Raw genomic sequence first — 15,920 nt, forward strand, 5'->3', positions numbered from 1 at the left:
GTACCCTCGGAACCGGAGAAGAGAAGGGCATCACCTCCATGACCTCCACGCACAACGGCGCGACGCCCCGCGGCCCCGTCGACTCCTCGCGGATCCCGCGGTACGCGGGACCGGCGACCTTCGCCCGGCTGCCGCGCCTGGACGAGGTCGGCACGGCCGACGTGGCGGTGATCGGCGTCCCCTTCGACTCGGGCGTCTCCTACCGGCCCGGCGCCCGGTTCGGCGGCAACGCCATCCGTGAGGCGTCCCGGCTGCTGCGCCCCTACAACCCGGCCCAGGACGCGTCGCCCTTCGCGCTCGCGCAGGTCGCGGACGGCGGGGACGTCGCGGTCAACCCGTTCAACATCGACGAGGCGGTCGAGACGGTCGAGGCCGCCGCGGACGACCTGCTGGGCACCGGGGCCCGCCTGATGACGCTCGGCGGCGACCACACCATCGCCCTGCCGCTGCTGCGGTCGGTGGCCAAGAAGCACGGCCCCGTCGCGCTGCTGCACTTCGACGCCCACCTGGACACCTGGGACACCTACTTCGGCGCCGAGTACACGCACGGCACGCCGTTCCGGCGGGCGGTGGAGGAGGGCATCCTCGACACCTCGGCCCTCTCCCACGTCGGCACCCGGGGGCCGCTGTACGGCAAGCAGGACCTGAAGGACGACGAGAAGATGGGCTTCGGCATCGTCACCTCCGCGGACGTCTACCGCCGTGGGGCCGACGAGGTGGCCGACCAGCTGCGGCAGCGGATCGGGGACCGGCCGCTGTACATCTCCATCGACATCGACTGCCTGGACCCGGCGCACGCCCCCGGCACCGGCACCCCCGAGGCGGGCGGCATGACCTCCCGGGAGCTGCTGGAGATCCTGCGCGGCCTGGCCGACTGCAACCTGGTCTCCGCCGACGTGGTCGAGGTCGCCCCGGCGTACGACCACGCGGAGATCACCTCCGTCGCCGCCTCCCACACCGCCTACGAGCTCACCACCATCATGTCCCGTCAGATCGCGAAGGCCCGCACGCAGTGACCCACGACCACGACCTGGTGCTCCGTCCGACCGCCGCGCAGACGGAGGCGGCGCTGAACCCCCCGGCCGGCCGCCACGGCGGGGACCTGGTCGTGGAGACGCTCGCGGGGCTGGGCGCGACCACCGTCTTCGGCGTGCCCGGCCAGCACGCCCTGCCCGTCCTCGACGCGCTGCGCCGGTCCGGTCTGCGCTACGTCGGTCTGCGCGTCGAGAACAACGCGGGCTTCGCGGCGGACGCGTACGGCCGGATCACCGGCGAGGCGGCTCCGCTGCTGCTGTCCACCGGTCCGGGCGCGCTGACCTCGCTGCCCGCGCTGCAGGAGGCGGCCGCCGCCTCCGCGCCGGTGCTGGCCATCAGCAGCCAGATCCCCTCCACCGGGCTCGGCGGCCGCCGCCGCGGCCATCTCCACGAGCTGGAGGACCAGGCGGCCTCGTTCCGAGGCGTCGTCAAGTCGGTGCACACCGCGCGCACCCAGTCGCAGATCCCGTCCGCGATCGCGGAGGCGTGGCGTTCGGCGCTGACCGTTCCGTTCGGGCCGGTGTGGGTGGAGGTCCCGCAGGACGTGCTGGCGGAACCGGCGCGCCTTCCGGTGGTCACCGCCGTCGACGCGACCCCGGAGGAACTGCCGCCGCGTCCCGAACTGACCGCCGTCGCCGCGGACCTGCTGGCACGCGCCGAGCGCCCGGTGATCGTCGCGGGCGGCGGGGTGATCCGCTCGGACGCCTCCGGCAAGCTGCGGCAGCTCGCGGAGAAGCTGGCGGTCCCGGTCGTCACCACCTTCGGCGGCAAGGGCGCGTTCCCCTGGAACCACCCGCTCTCGCTGCGCTCCTGGCTGGAGGACCGGCACACCACCGACTTCCTGGAGGACGCCGACGTCCTGCTGGTCGTCGGCTCCGGGCTGGGCGAACTCTCCTCCAACTACCACACGTTCCGGCCGCGGGGGGCGATCGTCCAGATCGACGCGGACGCCGGGAAGCTGGAGTCCAACCACCCCGCCCTCGGCATCCACGCGGACGCGCGGCTCGCCCTCCAGGCACTGCTGGAGACGCTCGAACCGGTCCCGGCACCGGCACGGGAGAAGACGGAGGCCGCGGCCGGGCGGGCGGGCGCGCTCCTCGACCGGGTCGGAGCGCGCATCGCGGCACAGGGGCTCGAGCTGGAGCAGGAGGTGCTGGCGTCGGTGCGGGCGGCGCTGCCCGCCGGCTCGCCCTCGTTCTGGGACATGACCGTCCTGTCCTACTGGGCGTGGTCGGCCTTCGACGCGCGGCGACCCAACACCATGCACTCGGCGCAGGGCGCCGGTGGCCTCGGGTACGCCCTGCCGGCCGCGCTGGGGGCGGCTGTTGCCGAGCCCGGGCAGCCGGTGCTGGCCGTCTCGGGCGACGGGGGCGCGCTCTACTCGGTCGCCGAGCTGGCGACGGCGCGTCAGCACGGGCTGGACGTCACGTGGCTGATCGTGGACGACGGGGGGTACGGCATCCTCCGTGAGTACATGAGCGAGGCGTTCGGCGAGACGCACGGGACGGAGCTGGCCGGGCCGGACTTCGTGGCCCTCGCCGAGTCCTTCGGGGTCCCCGCCGTGCGGACCGACCCGGAGGGCCTGCGGGCCGACCTGGCCGAGGCGCTGTCCACGCCGGGGCCGTCGGTGGTCGTCCTCCCCGTCACGCTGCGGATGTTCGCGCCCACCCACCTGTCGTGAGCGACGGTCCGTGACACCGCCCGCGGCCGGGCGGTGCCGCACCGGCCCGTACAAGGCGTGGCGCGACGGCTACGGCCGCAGGCGCACCGACACGCTCTCGCAGCCGGTGACCGTTCCCGGCGGCTGCGAGGCGACCTTCTCCTGCTGGCCGCACGTCGACACCGGCGAGACGACCGCCGGCTCCCAGCACGACAAGCCGACGGTCACCGCCGGATCGACCGCACTGGCCACGTACAGCACCCTCGACGCGGCCACCGGACACGCCCAGAAGCCGTTCGACCCGTCCTCGGCGGCCGGACAGGCGGTCACGCCGCAGTTCAACGGGGTAGAGGACAGCACCCTGCGGACCGGCTTGGTGATCGACGGCACCGCCCCGCCGGCGAGCCGGTCCGCGTCCCGGCCGCGGGCCGCCCCTCCCGGGGCGGCCCGCGGTTCCACGGCCACGCGTCCCGGCGGCCTCAGGTCCGCCCGGCCCGCGACCGGCCGGAGCGCACGGCGTCCCCGGCGGCCTCTCCGGCGCCGTGCGCCTGCTTCCCGGACCCCCGGTCCCTCCGCCAGTCGGCCACGGCCAGACAGAGCGCCGCCGCCATGCCGAGGAGCGCCGCGCCCAGCGAGATCGCCAGCGCGTTCCGGAAGTTGTCCTCGTCGCCGGCCAGGAGCAGGTAGAAGAGACCCGGCAGCGCCGCCGTGCCCACCGCCGCGCCCAGCCGCTGCCCGGTCTGCAGCGCCCCGCCCGCCGCCCCGGCCATCCGCACCGGGACCTCGCGCAAGGTCATGGTGATGTTGGGGGAGATCACGGACCCGCTGCCGATGCCCGCCACGAACAGGGCGGGCGCGGCGAGCCAGGTCGCCGCGGACTCCGGCGCGAAGCGCAGCACCAGCGCGGTGGCGCCCATGCCGATGAGCACTCCGCCCAGCCCGCACACCGTCAGCAGCCTGCCCAGCCGGTCCACCAGCCGCCCCGAGACCACGGCCGCGGCCGCCGAACCGACCGCGAACGGGGTGACGGCGAGGCCGGACCGGAGCGGGGAGTAGCCCAGACCGTCCTGGAAGAAGAGGGCGAAGACCAGCCACATGCCGCTGAAGCCCACGAAGTAGAGGGTGCCGACGCCCGCGCCGACGGCGTAGCCGCGGACCTGCGTGAACAGCCGCAGATCCAGCAGGGGCTGCCGGCCGCGGGCCAGGACCCGGCGCTGCCGGAAGGTGAACACGCCGAGCAGCGCGGCGCCGGCCGGGAACAGCCACCACAGCCGCCGCAGGCCGCCGGCCTCGGCCTGCACCAGCGGCAGCATCACCGCGAGCACGCCCGCCCCCAGCAGCAGCACACCGGGGACGTCGACCTCCCCCTTCCCGCTGGGCCGGGTGCGCGGGAGCAGCCGGCGGCCGAGGAGCACGGCGAGCACGCCGATGGGGACGTTGACGTAGAAGATCCAGCGCCAGCCCTCGGGCCCGGAGGCCAGCGCCAGGATCAGGCCGCCGGTGATCGGGCCGACCGCGCTGGAGACGCCGACGGTCGCGCCGAAGAAACCGAAGGCGCGGCCGCGCTCCGGCCCGCGGAACATCTGCTGGATCAGCGCCGAGTTCTGCGGCGCCATGCAGCCCGCCGCGAGGCCCTGGGCGAGCCGTGCCACCACCAGCCAGGTGATGCCCGGGGCGGCCCCGGCGAGGGCGCTGCAGGCCACGAAGGCGCTCAGCGCGAGCAGGAAGATCCGCCGCCGGTCGAGCGCGTCGCCCAGCCGGCCCGCCGTCACCAGGGCGAGGGCGAAGGTGAGGGCGTACCCGGAGACCACCCACTGCACCTCGGCCGGGCTCGCGCCGAGGTCGCGCTGGATGGTGGGCAGGGCCACGGCGACGATCGTCACGTCGAGCAGGCTCATGAACCCGGCGACCAACGTCACCCACAGCGCGCGCCACCGGTGGGGGTTCCGCCCTTCCCCGGCCGCCTCCCCGGCGTCACCCGCCGGGGACCGTCCGCCGGACGCCGACGTCGACGATGTCACGTGCAACTCCTCTCACCGATGGGCCGGGCGTCGTGGAGGGACCCGGGCCCGCCGTGGGCCCGCCGGGGGCCCGTCCGCCCCGGGCGCGGCCGCGCCCACCCGGACAGCCTTCCCGGCGCCGCGTCGGTCACCGCGCGGCGTCGGCCGTCCGGCCCCGGTCCCCGCAGCGGGTCGCGGGCCGTCACCCGGGCCGGCCGCCGGAGCCCACCGCGGCGACCGCGGCGTCGATGCGGTCGGCCAGTTCCAGGTCGGCGGAGGTCACGGCGTCCACCGAACGGGTGCGCACGGTGAAGGTGATCCCGTCGTCGGACACCGAGTGGCCCACCCGGCGGTGCAGCTCCCGCGCGTCGTTCTCCACCTGGTGGAGCAGCGGCGGAACGCGGTCCCGGGGCAGGCCGACGGTGCGGGTGAGCCGGTGGGCGTCGCCGCTCCACTGCGGCCGCCTGCCGAGGGCGGCGCGCACCTCGTCCTCGGTGAGCGGGGCGTCCTCACCCGGCAGGCGCTCCGGACGGGCCTCGGGGGCGGTGAACACCTCCGCGAAATCGGGGGGCAGGGCCCCGGCCAGATGACGCGCCAGTCCGGGATCGTCACGGGCGACCAGCGACAGCACCGTGCGCGCCACGTGGCGGCCCCGCTCGGGCGAGGCCGGCAGACGGGCCGCGACCTCGGCGTAGAAATCGGTCACCGTGCCCGTGGACCGCGGCACGGTCACGTAGGCGGCGTCGCGGTCGGGGCCGGGCACGGCCTGCCGCAGCCGCTGCCGTGCCGGTACGTCCAGGTGGAGTGCGAGGACCGCCAGCGTCACCTTGATCGCGCGGGCTGCCCACCCGGAGGGCAGGCGGGTGCGCTCGGCGGCGTCCTCGACCAGGCGTCGGTGGGTGATCATGTTCGTCTCCCGCTGCGGATGCGGAGGGGCGGGTCGGCGGCCGAGTACCCACCGGTCCCCCGGGGGATGCGCGTACCGCGGGCGAGGGGCCGCCGGTGTAGGGAACCCGCCGGCGGGTACCCCGGGCTGGGTCCGCACCGCTCCGTCCGGCCGCGAGGAACCGGCCGGAGCGGTCGCACAGCACGACGACCGTTCCCGCGGGCCGGCGGCCGGGACCCCGGGGCCGAGCACCGGGACCCCGAGCCCGGCGACCGGTTCCGGGGACGGACGGTCGCGGAGTCCGACGAGCACCACAGAGGGAGAGTCACCGACGTGAACCAGCCCCAGCACCCGGGTGAGAAGCACCCGACCCCGGAGTTCTCCTCCCAGGACCAGCCGCACCCCGGCCGGACCGCCCCCATGGACCCGCCGCCGGACCACGGCGAGGAGTCCTACCGGGGCAGCGGAAAGCTGGAGGGCCGCAAGGCCGTGATCACCGGCGGCGACTCGGGCATCGGCCGGGCCGTGGCGCTGGCCTTCGCCCGCGAGGGCGCCGACGTCCTCTTCACCCACCTCGAGGAGGAGAAGGAGGACGCCCTGGAGACCGCCCGCCTGGTCGAGGAGGCCGGACGCCGCGCGGTCGTCGTCTCCTGCGACATCCGCGAGGAGGCCAACTGCCGGGCGCTGATCGACCGGGCGGTGGAGGAGTTCGGCCGGATCGACGTGCTGGTCAACAACGCCGCCTACCAGATGTCCCAGCCGGACGGCATCGAGGCGATCTCCACCGAGCAGTTCGACCGGGTGATGCGCACCAACCTGTACGGCATGTTCTGGCTGTCGAAGTTCGCCCTCCCGCACATCCAGTCGGGCGGCTCGATCGTCAACACCACCTCCGTGCAGGGCTACCAGCCCAGCCCGCACCTGCTCGACTACGCCATGACCAAGGCCGCCATCGTCAACTTCACCCACGGCATGGCGCAGATGCTGGCCGAGCGGGGCGTGCGCGTCAACGCGGTCGCGCCCGGTCCCGTGTGGACCCCGCTCATCCCGGCGACCATGCCGGACACCAGCGAGTTCGGCAAGCAGTCGCCGCTCGGACGCCCGGCCCAGCCCGCCGAGATGGCGCCCGCGTACGTCTTCCTCGCCTCCGAACAGGCCTCGTTCATCACCGGCGAGATCGTCAACGCCACCGGCGGCACCCCGCTGCCGTAACCCGCGCCGCCCGCCCCGCAGGCGTGCCGGCGGGGCGGGCGGGCACAGGTACCGGCGGAGGCCGACGCCCACGCGGCGGGGGCCGGGACACGCAACGACGGCCGGAACAGGGCGGACACAGCACATGGGAACCACACCGGACGGCAACGGCCTCGCACGACGCCTGCGGGCGGCGCTCCACCGCACCCACGGCGAGTACGCGGACGGCGACGACCGCCCCCTCGGCGGCTACCTCGCCGCGATGACCACCTTCGGCGCCTACACCACCGCCTGGGCCGTCGCCGTCCGCCGCAGCGGACGGCCGCTGCCGGAACGCCCCGACCCGTGGGACGTGGCGCTCACCGCGGTGGCCACCTTCCGGCTCAGCCGGCTGCTCAGCAAGGCCGCCGTGACCAGCCCGCTGCGCGCCCCCTTCACCCGGTACGTCGGCCCCGAGGGCCCCGCCGAACTCCACGAGGAGGCCCGCCCGGAGAGCGGCCGCGAAACCGTGGGCGAGCTGATGACCTGCCCCTTCTGCACCAGCGTCTGGGTGGCCTCCACCCTGACCGCGGGCCTCCTCCTGGCCCCGCGGGCGACCCGCACCGCCATGGGCGCGCTGACCGCGCTCGCCGGGGCCGACGCGCTCCAGCTGGGCCACGCGGCCCTGGTCCGCAAGGCCACCGGCGACGAGTGAACCCGGCGTCCGGCCCGGCCGGTCACCGCTCCCGCGGGCCGGCGGCGGGACGCGCGGACGACTTCGCGCCACCCGCCCGGGCGGCGCGGAAGAGGCGCAGTTCGGGATCGGTCACGTCGTCGGAGCGGAGCAGCCTCACGTCGGAGTGGTAGCTCATCGACGTCAGCCACGGCATCCGGTCGCCCTGGCGGGGGAGCTGGTCCACCGCCCTGCGGATGTAACCGGCCGCGAAGTCCAGGAAGGGGCGGGTGGGCATGCCGGGGTCACCCACCTCCGGGCAGGCGGCGTCGTACCCGTGGGCGTCCAGGTGGGACAGCAGGCGGCAGAAATGCTCGCACAGCAGGCCGATCTTCAGCGTCCACGAGGAGTTGGTGTACCCGATGGCCATCACGAGGTTGGGCACGCCCGAGAGCATCATCCCCTTGTAGGCCACGGTGTCCGCGAGCCGCACGGGCTCGCCGTCGACGGTGAGCGCGATGCCGCCGAGCGCCTGCACGCTCAGTCCGGTGGCGGTGACCACGATGTCCGCCTCCAGCTCACGGCCCGACTCCAGCAGGACGCCCCGTTCGGTGAACCGGGCGATCCGGTCGGTCACCACCTCGGCCGTGCCCCGGCGGATCGCCTTGAACAGGTCGCCGTCCGGCGCCGCGCACAGCCGCTGGTCCCACGGGTCGTACGGCGGATTGAAGTGCTCGTCGACCGGATACCCCTCGGGCAGCTGCCTGGTGTTGACCCAGCGGATCAGCCTGCGCGCGGCTCCCGGGAAGCGCCGGGCGAACGACCAGACGGCACGCTGCCGGAGGATGTTCTTGCGCCGGGTGAGGGCGTAACCGCGCTCCTCGCCGAACCACCTGCGCAGGGCCGCCGCGACGGCGTCCTCACGGGGCACCGGCATGACGTACGTGGGCGTGCGCTGCAGCATGGTGACGTGCGCCGCCGTCGCGGCCAGCGCGGGAACCAGCGTGACCGCCGTGGCGCCGCTGCCGATCACCACCACCCGCTTCCCGGCGTGCTCCAGGTCCTCGGGCCAGTGCTGGGGGTGGACGACGGTGCCGCGGAAGTCCTCCCGGCCCTCGAAGTGCGGGGTGTGGCCCCGGTCGTAGCGGTAGTAGCCGCTGGCGCAGAACACCCAGCGCGCGCTCAGCCGCAGCCGCTCGCCGGTGTCGGTGCGCTCCACCTCGGCCAGCCAGCGGGCCTCCTCGCCCGACCAGGAGAGCGCCACCACCCGGTGGTGGTACCGGATGTGGGCGTCGAGACCGTTCTCCGCCACCGTCTCGCGCAGGTACGCCAGGATCCGCGGCGCGTCGGCGATGGCCTGCCGGTCCCGCCACGGCTTGAACTCGTAGCCGAAGGTGTGCAGGTCCGAGTCGGAGCGGATGCCCGGGTAGCGGAACAGGTCCCAGGTGCCGCCCGGGGCGCCGCGCCCCTCGAGAACGGCGAAGGACTTCGCCGGATGTCCGGTCTTGAGGTGGCGTCCGGCGCCGATCCCGGAGATGCCGGCTCCGACGACGAGGACGTCGAGCTGTTCGACAGGTTTCCTGGTGGGGCTCACTGCGTCACTCCCGCTTCGCTCGAGGGTCGCTTCGAACCATGCGCCACGCACGGCCTCAGAGCCAGCCGTTGCGCTTGAACCCGCGGTGGATGAGGAAACAGGCCACCACGATCAGCCCGATGGCGTAGGCGTACCCGTACCGCCAGCCCAGCTCGGGCATGTGCTCGAAGTTCATGCCGTACACGCCGCACACCATGGTGGGGACGGCGATGATCGCCGCCCACGCGGTGATCTTCCGCATGTCCTCGTTCTGCGCCACCGTCACCTGCGCCAGATGGGCCTGCAGCACGGAGTCCAGCAGTGCGTCGAAGGCGGTGATCTGTTCGGTGACCCGCGCCAGGTGGTCGGCCACGTCGCGGAAGTAGGCCCGTATGTCCTCGGTGACCGGCGCGGCCGGATCGGCCGCCAGCCGGGCCAGGGGCTGCGCCAGCGGGACGGCCGCCCGCTTGAACTCCAGGAGTTCCCGCTTGAGCTGGTAGATGCGTCCGGGGTCGGCGGTGCCGCCGGCGGGGGAGAAGACCTGGGTCTCGACCGCCTCGATGTCGTCCTGGACGGCCGCCGCGACCGTGAGGTACTCGTCGACCACGTGGTCCGCGACCGCGTGCAGCACCGCCGACGGGCCCTCGGCCAACTGGCGCGGATCGGCCTCGAGTTCCTCACGCAGCGGCCCCAGGGAGCCGTGACTGCCGTGGCGGACGGTGACCACGAAGCGGGGGCCGGTGAAGACCATGATCTCGCCGGTGTCCACGACCTGGCTGGTGGCGGTCAGTTCGGCGTGCTCGACGAAGGTGACCGTCTTGAAGACGGAGAACAGGACGTCGCCGTACTGCTCCACCTTGGGCCGCTGGTGGGCGTGGATCGCGTCCTCCACCGCCAGCGGGTGGAGCCCGAACAGCTCGGCGACGTCGGCGAACTGTTCGACGGTCGGCTCGTGCAGCCCCAGCCAGACGAAGCCGTCGCGGTGCCCGCGCGCGAGGCGGACCGCCTCGCCGACGCTTTCGGGGCCGTCCTGCCGGACGCCGTCGCGGTAGACGACGCAGTTCACCACCGTGGAGCCGAGGGGCGAGCGCGCGGGGTGACTGAGATCCACCCGGCGCGTGCGCCGTGCCAGCCGCACCACCTTGCGCAGGTTGCCGACCATGGACATGGGGGGCCACGCTCCTTCGCCCGACTCGGCCTGTACGGCTGCCCATTGTGCCTGTTGACGCGGTGGAGGCGGCGTCTCGCATGGCGGCCATGCGTTGACGTCCGTGAAACCGCCGTGCTTGCATCGGGGCATGCCGCGCCAGATCCTCACCTGTCGCCGCTGCGTCGACCTGGTCCGTGTCGCCGCAGCGCTCTGTCGCGTGGCCTGACACCGGTCCTTCCTCCGGTCGTTCCTTCCCGCCCGCCGCACCGGTGAGCAGCCGTCGAGCTGCCGCCGGGCCGGCGCGGCCCGTGGTGCGTGATCCCGCCCGGCCGCCCCGGCGCGCGCGGCGGTGCGCACCCCGTTCCCCCACCTCCGCGCTCCGGCGCCCCCGTCCCCGTCCGGTCACGGCCGGCCGACCCGGCCGGCCGTGACGCCGGCCGAGGACGCGGGCGCACGCAGCCGTGCTCTGCCCGTCCCGCCCCGAAGACCACCGCCGCACCTCCAGGAGGCACGCCTCATGGCAACCATCCTCTCCCTCTCCGGCAGCCCGTCCCCGGCCTCCCGCACCGCGCGCCTGCTGCGCCACCTCGACGTCCGGCTGACCGGCCAGGGCCACCGGGTGATCCCGCTGGACGTCCGCACCCTGCCCGCGGAGGCCCTGCTGGGCGCCGACTTCGGCCATCCCGCGATCGCCTCGGCCACCGACCTGGTGGCCGGGGCGGACGGCGTGGTGATCGGCACCCCCGTCTACAAGGCGGCCTACTCGGGCCTGCTGAAGTCGTTCCTGGACCTGCTGCCGCAGTACGCGCTGGCGGGCAAGACGGTGCTGCCCCTGGCCACCGGTGGGTCCACCGCACATGTTCTGGCCATCGACTACGCGCTCCGTCCGGTGCTGAGCTCCATGGGCGCGGCCCACATCGTGCAGGGCTGGTTCACCCTCGACAAGGACATCTCGGTGGCCGAGGACGGCACGGTGACCGTCGCCGAGTCCGCCGCCGGGTCGCTGGAGGCCGTGGTCGACCAGTTCTCCGCGGCCCTCACGGACCGGACCCGCCGCGCGGTCGTGCGCGCGGTCGCCGCATGAGAGAGCGGCGTCCCGCCCGCACGGCGGGCCCGGCCGGCGCGCCCGCCACCCCCTTCGCGCCCACCACCCCCTTCGCGCCCACCGAACCCACCGAAAGGCGAATCCCCCGGTGAACCTCACCTTCCACTGGTTCCTGCCCACCAGCGGCGACAGCCGCCATGTCGTCGGCGGCGGCCACGGCGTCCGCACCGGCGCGGCCGGAGGGGACCGGCCGCCCACCGTCGGCTACCTCTCCCAGATCGCCCGCGCGGCCGAGGACCTCGGCTTCACCGGCGCGCTCACCCCCACCGGCGCCTGGTGCGAGGACGCCTGGCTGACCACCGCCATGGTTAGCCAGCGCACCGAGCGGCTGAAGTTCCTGGTCGCCTTCCGCCCCGACGGCGTCTCACCCACCCTCGCCGCCCAGATGGCCTCCACCTACCAGCGGCACACCGGCGGGCGGCTGCTGGTCAACGTCGTGACCGGCGGCGAGAGCCGGGAACAGCGCGCCTACGGGGACTTCCTGGACAAGGACGGGCGCTACGAGCGCACCGACGAGTTCCTGCACATCGTCCGCGGGCTCTGGGCGGGCGAACGGGTCACCCGGACCGGGAAGCACCTGCGCGTCGAGGAGGCCGAGCTCACCCGGCTGCCCGACCCGGCGCCGCCGGTCTACTTCGGCGGGTCCTCACCGCTCGCCCTGCGGGTCGCCGCGCGGCACGTCGACGTGTACCTCACCTGGGGCGAACCGCCGGCGGCCGTCGCCGGGAAGATCGCCCGGGTCCGGGAGCTCGCCGAGGTCCACGGCCGCCGCGTCCGCTTCGGCATCCGGCTGCACGTCATCACCCGCGACACCGCCGAACAGGCCTGGGCCGAGGCGCGCAGGCTGCTGGACGGGTTCGCCCCGGAGACGGTGCGGGCCGTGCAGGAAGGGCTCGCCCGCAGCGAGTCGGAGGGACAGCGCCGCATGCTGGCGCTGCACGGCGGCGGCACCGACGGCCTGGAGATCCACCCGAACCTCTGGGCCGGCATCGGCCTGGTCCGCGGCGGCGCGGGCACCGCGCTGGTCGGCAGCCACGAGGAGGTCGCCGACCGGATCGAGGAGTACCACGCCCTCGGCATCGAGGAGTTCGTCCTCTCCGGCTACCCGCACCTGGAGGAGGCCTACTGGTTCGGCGAGGGCGTCCTGCCCCGCCTCGCCGCCCGCGGCCTGTGGTCGCACCCCGTCGCCCGCGGGGCCGGCGGGCAGCCCGCCCTCGAGGTTCCCTTCGTGGCGGCCGCCCGCTGAGACACGGCGGTGCGCCGGGCGGGGACCTCCTCCCGCCCGGCGCACCGGGAACCGTCGTGCCGCGCGGCGGCTACCCCTGGTCGGCCGCGAACGAGGCCATCCAGGCGAGGGCCGCGTTCCAGTTGATCGTCAGCTCGTTGGTGGACCACGACTGGATGTCGTCCACGTAGCAGAACTGACCCGTGCACCCCTGCAGCAGGCTCTGCGCCACGGGGTCCTGGATGCTGGAGTTCGGTCCTCCGGACAGCGTGCCCGCCGGCGGGTTGGGCAGGCTCGGCTCCAGCTGGTGGGCGTACCACCGGCTGTGCTGGTTCACCGAGGTGACGTCGCCGTAACCGGTCACGTACGAGATGTTCAGCGCGTTGCGGCCCAGGATGTAGTCCAGGCTCTGCAGCGCCCCGTCCCGGTACCGGCGGTCACCGGTCAGGTCGTACGCGGTGGCGATCACATGGGCGTTGTTGAGGATCTGCGCGTTGGAACCCCAGTCGTAGACGTTGTCCTTCGGGGCGTACGGCATGCCGTAGGGGTGCTCGCGCAGGGTGGCCAGGTACTTCTCGGCGCCCTCGACCACGGAGGCGCGCACGGACTTCAGACCGGGGAGCCGGTTCGGCACGGTGGCCAGGTCCAGCCGGCCGGCGGCCGCGGTGCGCTGCCAGTCGAAGCCGAGCGGGTTCCAGATGTCCGCCGTGTGGACCGGGGACTTGAGGATGAACCGCGCGAACTCGGCGTCCCCCGTGGTCAGGTAGAGCTGTGCGGCCGCCCAGTAGAACTCGTCGGAGGCGTCGGTGTCCGGATACGCGCCGCCGCCGATGCCGTCGTCGGGGTCCGGCAGGAGGTCCGGGTGGGCGAGGGCGGCCCGCCAGGCGGTGCGGGCGGCGTCCAGGGCCTCCTTGGCGAACGCCCGGTCGTACGGCTTGTAGAGGCGGGCGGCCTGCGCCGCGGTGGCCGCCAGGTTGAGGGTCGCCGTGGTGGTCGGCGGGTGCAGCTCACGCTTCTTCGGGTCGAGGTGCGGCATCAGCGGCAGCCCGGTCCACTCCGAGTCGTGGATCTTGTGGTGCGCCATGCCGGCCAGCGGCTGCCCGTGGGGCACCTGCATCTTCAGCAGGAACTCCAGCTCCCAGCGCGCCTCGTCGAGGACGTCCGGCACCTTGTTGCCGGACTCGGGTATCCGCAGGGTGCCGTCGCGCAGGGCGCCCGGGCTGCCGGTCGGCGCGTACAGGGAGCGCTCGTAGGTGCGCAGCAGCTCCCAGGTGGAGATGCCGCCGTTGACGACGTACTTGCCGTGGTCGCCGGCGTCGTACCAGCCGCCCGTCACGTCCAGGGAGTAGTCGCAGACGCCCTCCTGGCAGGGGACCTCGGCGTCGCCCTGGTTGGGCGCCTCGCCGACGTGGCCCGCCGGGCGGCCGTAGCCCGGACGCAGGTCGTCGCGGATCTCCTGGCCGCTGCGCTGGGTGTAGTAGAACTTCAGCGAGTCCTGCCGGAGCCGTTCGTAGGCCGCGGCGGAGATGTCGAAGGGGCGGCTGGTCTCGCCGTCCGCGACCAGCGTGAATCCCTTGCCGGTGCCGCGGTAGGAGCCGAAGTCGAGGGAGTGGACGTTCTGTCCGGAGGAGGCGTCGGTGCCGCGCGGCACGGTCCTGCCCCGGGCCACGGCGGTGCCGTCGGCGTTCCGCAGCTCCCACGGCAGGGCGGTGGCCGCCTCGGTGACCAGCGTCGCGTTCTTGGGCCCCTTGGGCAGGTAGGCGAGCTGGTTCACGCGGACCCGCGGCCCGGTGTCCGGCACGTACTCCTCGGGCGGCACGCCCCCGACGAGGGAGACGTCGTCCAGGCACATCCGCCAGGCGTCGGCGCTGCCGCCGGCCTGGAAGGCCACCTGCCCCTGGGTGGTGTCGGCCGGAGCGGTGAAGGTGTACGTGTAGTCGTTGCCGGAGACGCTCAGCTGCGGACTGACCTCGAAGTAGGTGTCGTACGGGTCCACGGCGAGGCCCACGACGGCCCGGACCACGTGGTCGGCGGGGGTGCCGGTGGCCGAGAAGGAGAGCCGGTAGGTCTGGCCCGCCTGCAGCGTGAGCTCGTTGTGGCCGACGATGGCGTCCCAGCGGTTGGCGGTGCCGCCGGGTATCGCGGCACACAGCTCGCCGTCCTCGACGGCGGTGGTGACACCGGCGCTGCTCCACCAGGGATCGGTGGACGAGTCGAAGGTGCCGTTCCTGATCAGTTCGACCTCGTCGGCGCCCGCCGGACCGGCGGGCAGGGTGAGGGCGGCCGCCAACAGGGCCGTCACACCGAGCAAGGTGGTGTTGCGTCGTTTCACGTCCGGGGCTCCTCGGTCGCGGTGCGGGTGGTCACGGGTGTGCCCAACCGGAGTGGGAGCGCTCCCAACCCCGGTAGCCGGTCATGCTCATGCACCATCTGACCCAGCGTCAATGGGGTGGACGTGACGGATGTCCGCCACGGTGCGAAAGGCGTCGTGAGAGCCCTGGAAGTGAACGGCGGGAAACGTCACGGGCGGCGCGGGGAGCCTTCGCGCACGGCGGAACCGCTCGGAGGTCCCGCCGTCCGCGGCCCGCCCCGGACGGCGCGGGCCGCGGACGCGCGGCCCCGGACGGCGCGGCCCCCGACTTCAGGCGATGGGCTCAGGCGATGGACGCGGAGACGATCGCGGCCACCGCCAGGTTGCAGGAGGCGGTCACCCACACGGCGGGGTGCGGCTCGGGATCCACCAGGGTGGCGCCCAGCTTGCCCGGCGTGACCAGGTCCACCACGAGGAAGGCCACCGCCATCATCACCAGCCCCAGCAGGCCGAAGACCGCCGTCGACAGCAGGCCCTTGCCGAAGTCGTCGTAGGTGGTCCAGATCGACGTGAAGACGATCCCGCCGATGCCCAGCAGCGCCGAACTGAGCAGCACGGCGGCGTTGCGGTTGCGCTGCTCCCAGATCTGCCGTCCCAGCTTGCCGGGCGTCAGCGCGTCGATCAGGAAGATGCCGAGGATCAGCAGGACCACGCCCAGGGCGCCGTACGCGGTGGCCCGGCCGAGGCCGTCGAGGATGTCGTTCATGGGGTCGGCTCCAGGGGTGAGTCATCAGCGGTCAAGGAGAGGCAAAATCTAGCGCAGATGTTCGGCCGCCGACCTGGGAAGAGTGCGGTCCGCCGTGGTCATCCGATGTTCGCCGGTCCTTCGCCGTGGCGTCCGCCGCCGTGCGCCCGACCGCTTGTACGGTCCGGCCATGCCGACCGACCCCTCGGTGATCCGGCTCATGGCCGTGCTCGCCGTCCTCGTATCCGCACCGCTCTCGCTGGCGCTGGTCCTGCGCGCCCTGGAGCTGGCCGGGCTGCTGCGCGGCGCGCGGGCGGCCGCCGCGCCGGTCGTCCGGCTCGTGCCCGGCCGCGGCCCGCACGGGTCCCGCGGGGGCGGCGGCCTCCG

Annotated in this window: 14 protein-coding genes; 7 read left to right on the forward strand and 7 right to left on the reverse strand. The window is 74.1% G+C overall.

From position 1 onward, the window contains the following. Positions 1 to 38: 38 nt before the first annotated feature. Both speB and A2U95_RS16480 read left to right on the forward strand, forming a co-directional pair. On the forward strand, positions 39 to 1,016 hold the full coding sequence (gene speB / locus A2U95_RS16475) for an agmatinase (RefSeq protein WP_166023269.1): 978 nt from the start codon (positions 39 to 41) through the stop codon (positions 1,014 to 1,016). Beyond that, positions 1,013 to 2,716 carry a thiamine pyrophosphate-binding protein gene (locus tag A2U95_RS16480; protein WP_166023271.1) on the forward strand — a complete coding sequence of 568 codons (1,704 nt, stop codon included), beginning with the start codon at positions 1,013 to 1,015 and terminating at the stop codon, positions 2,714 to 2,716. Before speB ends, A2U95_RS16480 begins: the two co-directional genes overlap by 4 nt. A 69-nt stretch (positions 2,717 to 2,785) precedes the next feature. On the opposite strand, the gene A2U95_RS33570 is transcribed toward A2U95_RS16480, so the two are convergent. From A2U95_RS33570 to A2U95_RS16495, 3 genes are all read right to left on the reverse strand, one after another. Beyond that, positions 2,786 to 3,160 carry a hypothetical protein gene (locus tag A2U95_RS33570; RefSeq protein ID WP_166023273.1) on the reverse strand — a complete coding sequence of 125 codons (375 nt, stop codon included), beginning with the start codon at positions 3,158 to 3,160 and terminating at the stop codon, positions 2,786 to 2,788. 14 nt (positions 3,161 to 3,174) lie between these two features. Continuing rightward, complete coding sequence (locus A2U95_RS16490; protein WP_420856999.1) at positions 3,175 to 4,716, reverse strand: MFS transporter; 1,542 nt, start codon at positions 4,714 to 4,716, stop codon at positions 3,175 to 3,177. 181 nt (positions 4,717 to 4,897) lie between these two features. Continuing rightward, positions 4,898 to 5,602 (reverse strand): DUF2267 domain-containing protein, encoded by a 705-nt coding sequence (locus A2U95_RS16495; RefSeq protein WP_166023276.1) that lies wholly within the window; start codon positions 5,600 to 5,602, stop codon positions 4,898 to 4,900. A 312-nt stretch (positions 5,603 to 5,914) separates the two neighbouring features. Between A2U95_RS16495 and A2U95_RS16500 the strand changes: the two genes are divergently transcribed. Together A2U95_RS16500 and A2U95_RS16505 are read left to right on the forward strand one after the other, a co-directional pair. Then, entirely contained in the window at positions 5,915 to 6,793 is an 879-nt protein-coding gene (locus A2U95_RS16500; protein WP_166023278.1) for an SDR family oxidoreductase, read from the forward strand. Between the two features lie 124 nt (positions 6,794 to 6,917). Continuing rightward, positions 6,918 to 7,466: a DUF1360 domain-containing protein gene (locus tag A2U95_RS16505; RefSeq protein ID WP_166023280.1), complete on the forward strand. Its 549-nt coding sequence runs from the start codon at positions 6,918 to 6,920 to the stop codon at positions 7,464 to 7,466. Between the two features lie 22 nt (positions 7,467 to 7,488). Here the strand turns inward: A2U95_RS16505 and A2U95_RS16510 are convergent, their stop codons facing one another. Continuing rightward, the gene (locus A2U95_RS16510) at positions 7,489 to 9,018 is read right to left on the reverse strand and encodes a flavin-containing monooxygenase (RefSeq protein WP_166023282.1); all 1,530 of its coding nucleotides are present in this window, start codon (positions 9,016 to 9,018) and stop codon (positions 7,489 to 7,491) included. Positions 9,019 to 9,073: 55 nt separating this feature from the next. Further along, the gene (locus A2U95_RS16515; RefSeq protein WP_166023284.1) at positions 9,074 to 10,165 is read right to left on the reverse strand and encodes a magnesium and cobalt transport protein CorA; all 1,092 of its coding nucleotides are present in this window, start codon (positions 10,163 to 10,165) and stop codon (positions 9,074 to 9,076) included. 499 nt (positions 10,166 to 10,664) lie between these two features. On the opposite strand from A2U95_RS16515, the gene ssuE reads away from it, so the two are divergent. Further along, positions 10,665 to 11,231, forward strand: a complete 567-nt coding sequence (gene ssuE / locus A2U95_RS16520; protein WP_166023286.1) for an NADPH-dependent FMN reductase — start codon at positions 10,665 to 10,667, stop codon at positions 11,229 to 11,231. A gap of 109 nt (positions 11,232 to 11,340) precedes the next feature. Then, the gene (locus A2U95_RS16525) at positions 11,341 to 12,498 is read left to right on the forward strand and encodes an LLM class flavin-dependent oxidoreductase (RefSeq protein WP_166023288.1); all 1,158 of its coding nucleotides are present in this window, start codon (positions 11,341 to 11,343) and stop codon (positions 12,496 to 12,498) included. Between the two features lie 70 nt (positions 12,499 to 12,568). Here A2U95_RS16525 and A2U95_RS16530 read toward each other — a convergent pair whose 3' ends face one another. Both A2U95_RS16530 and A2U95_RS16535 read right to left on the reverse strand, forming a co-directional pair. After that, positions 12,569 to 14,809, reverse strand: a complete 2,241-nt coding sequence (locus A2U95_RS16530) for a glycoside hydrolase family 9 protein (RefSeq protein ID WP_166023290.1) — start codon at positions 14,807 to 14,809, stop codon at positions 12,569 to 12,571. A gap of 322 nt (positions 14,810 to 15,131) precedes the next feature. Further along, positions 15,132 to 15,554, reverse strand: a complete 423-nt coding sequence (locus A2U95_RS16535) for a DUF350 domain-containing protein (RefSeq protein WP_166023292.1) — start codon at positions 15,552 to 15,554, stop codon at positions 15,132 to 15,134. Positions 15,555 to 15,723: 169 nt separating this feature from the next. Here A2U95_RS16535 and A2U95_RS16540 point away from each other — a divergent pair. After that, the coding region (locus A2U95_RS16540) for a hypothetical protein (protein WP_166023294.1) at positions 15,724 to 15,920 on the forward strand (197 nt) is incomplete at its 3' end.

Source organism: Streptomyces chilikensis (genome assembly GCF_001642695.1).
Taxonomy (GTDB): domain Bacteria; phylum Actinomycetota; class Actinomycetes; order Streptomycetales; family Streptomycetaceae; genus Streptomyces; species Streptomyces chilikensis.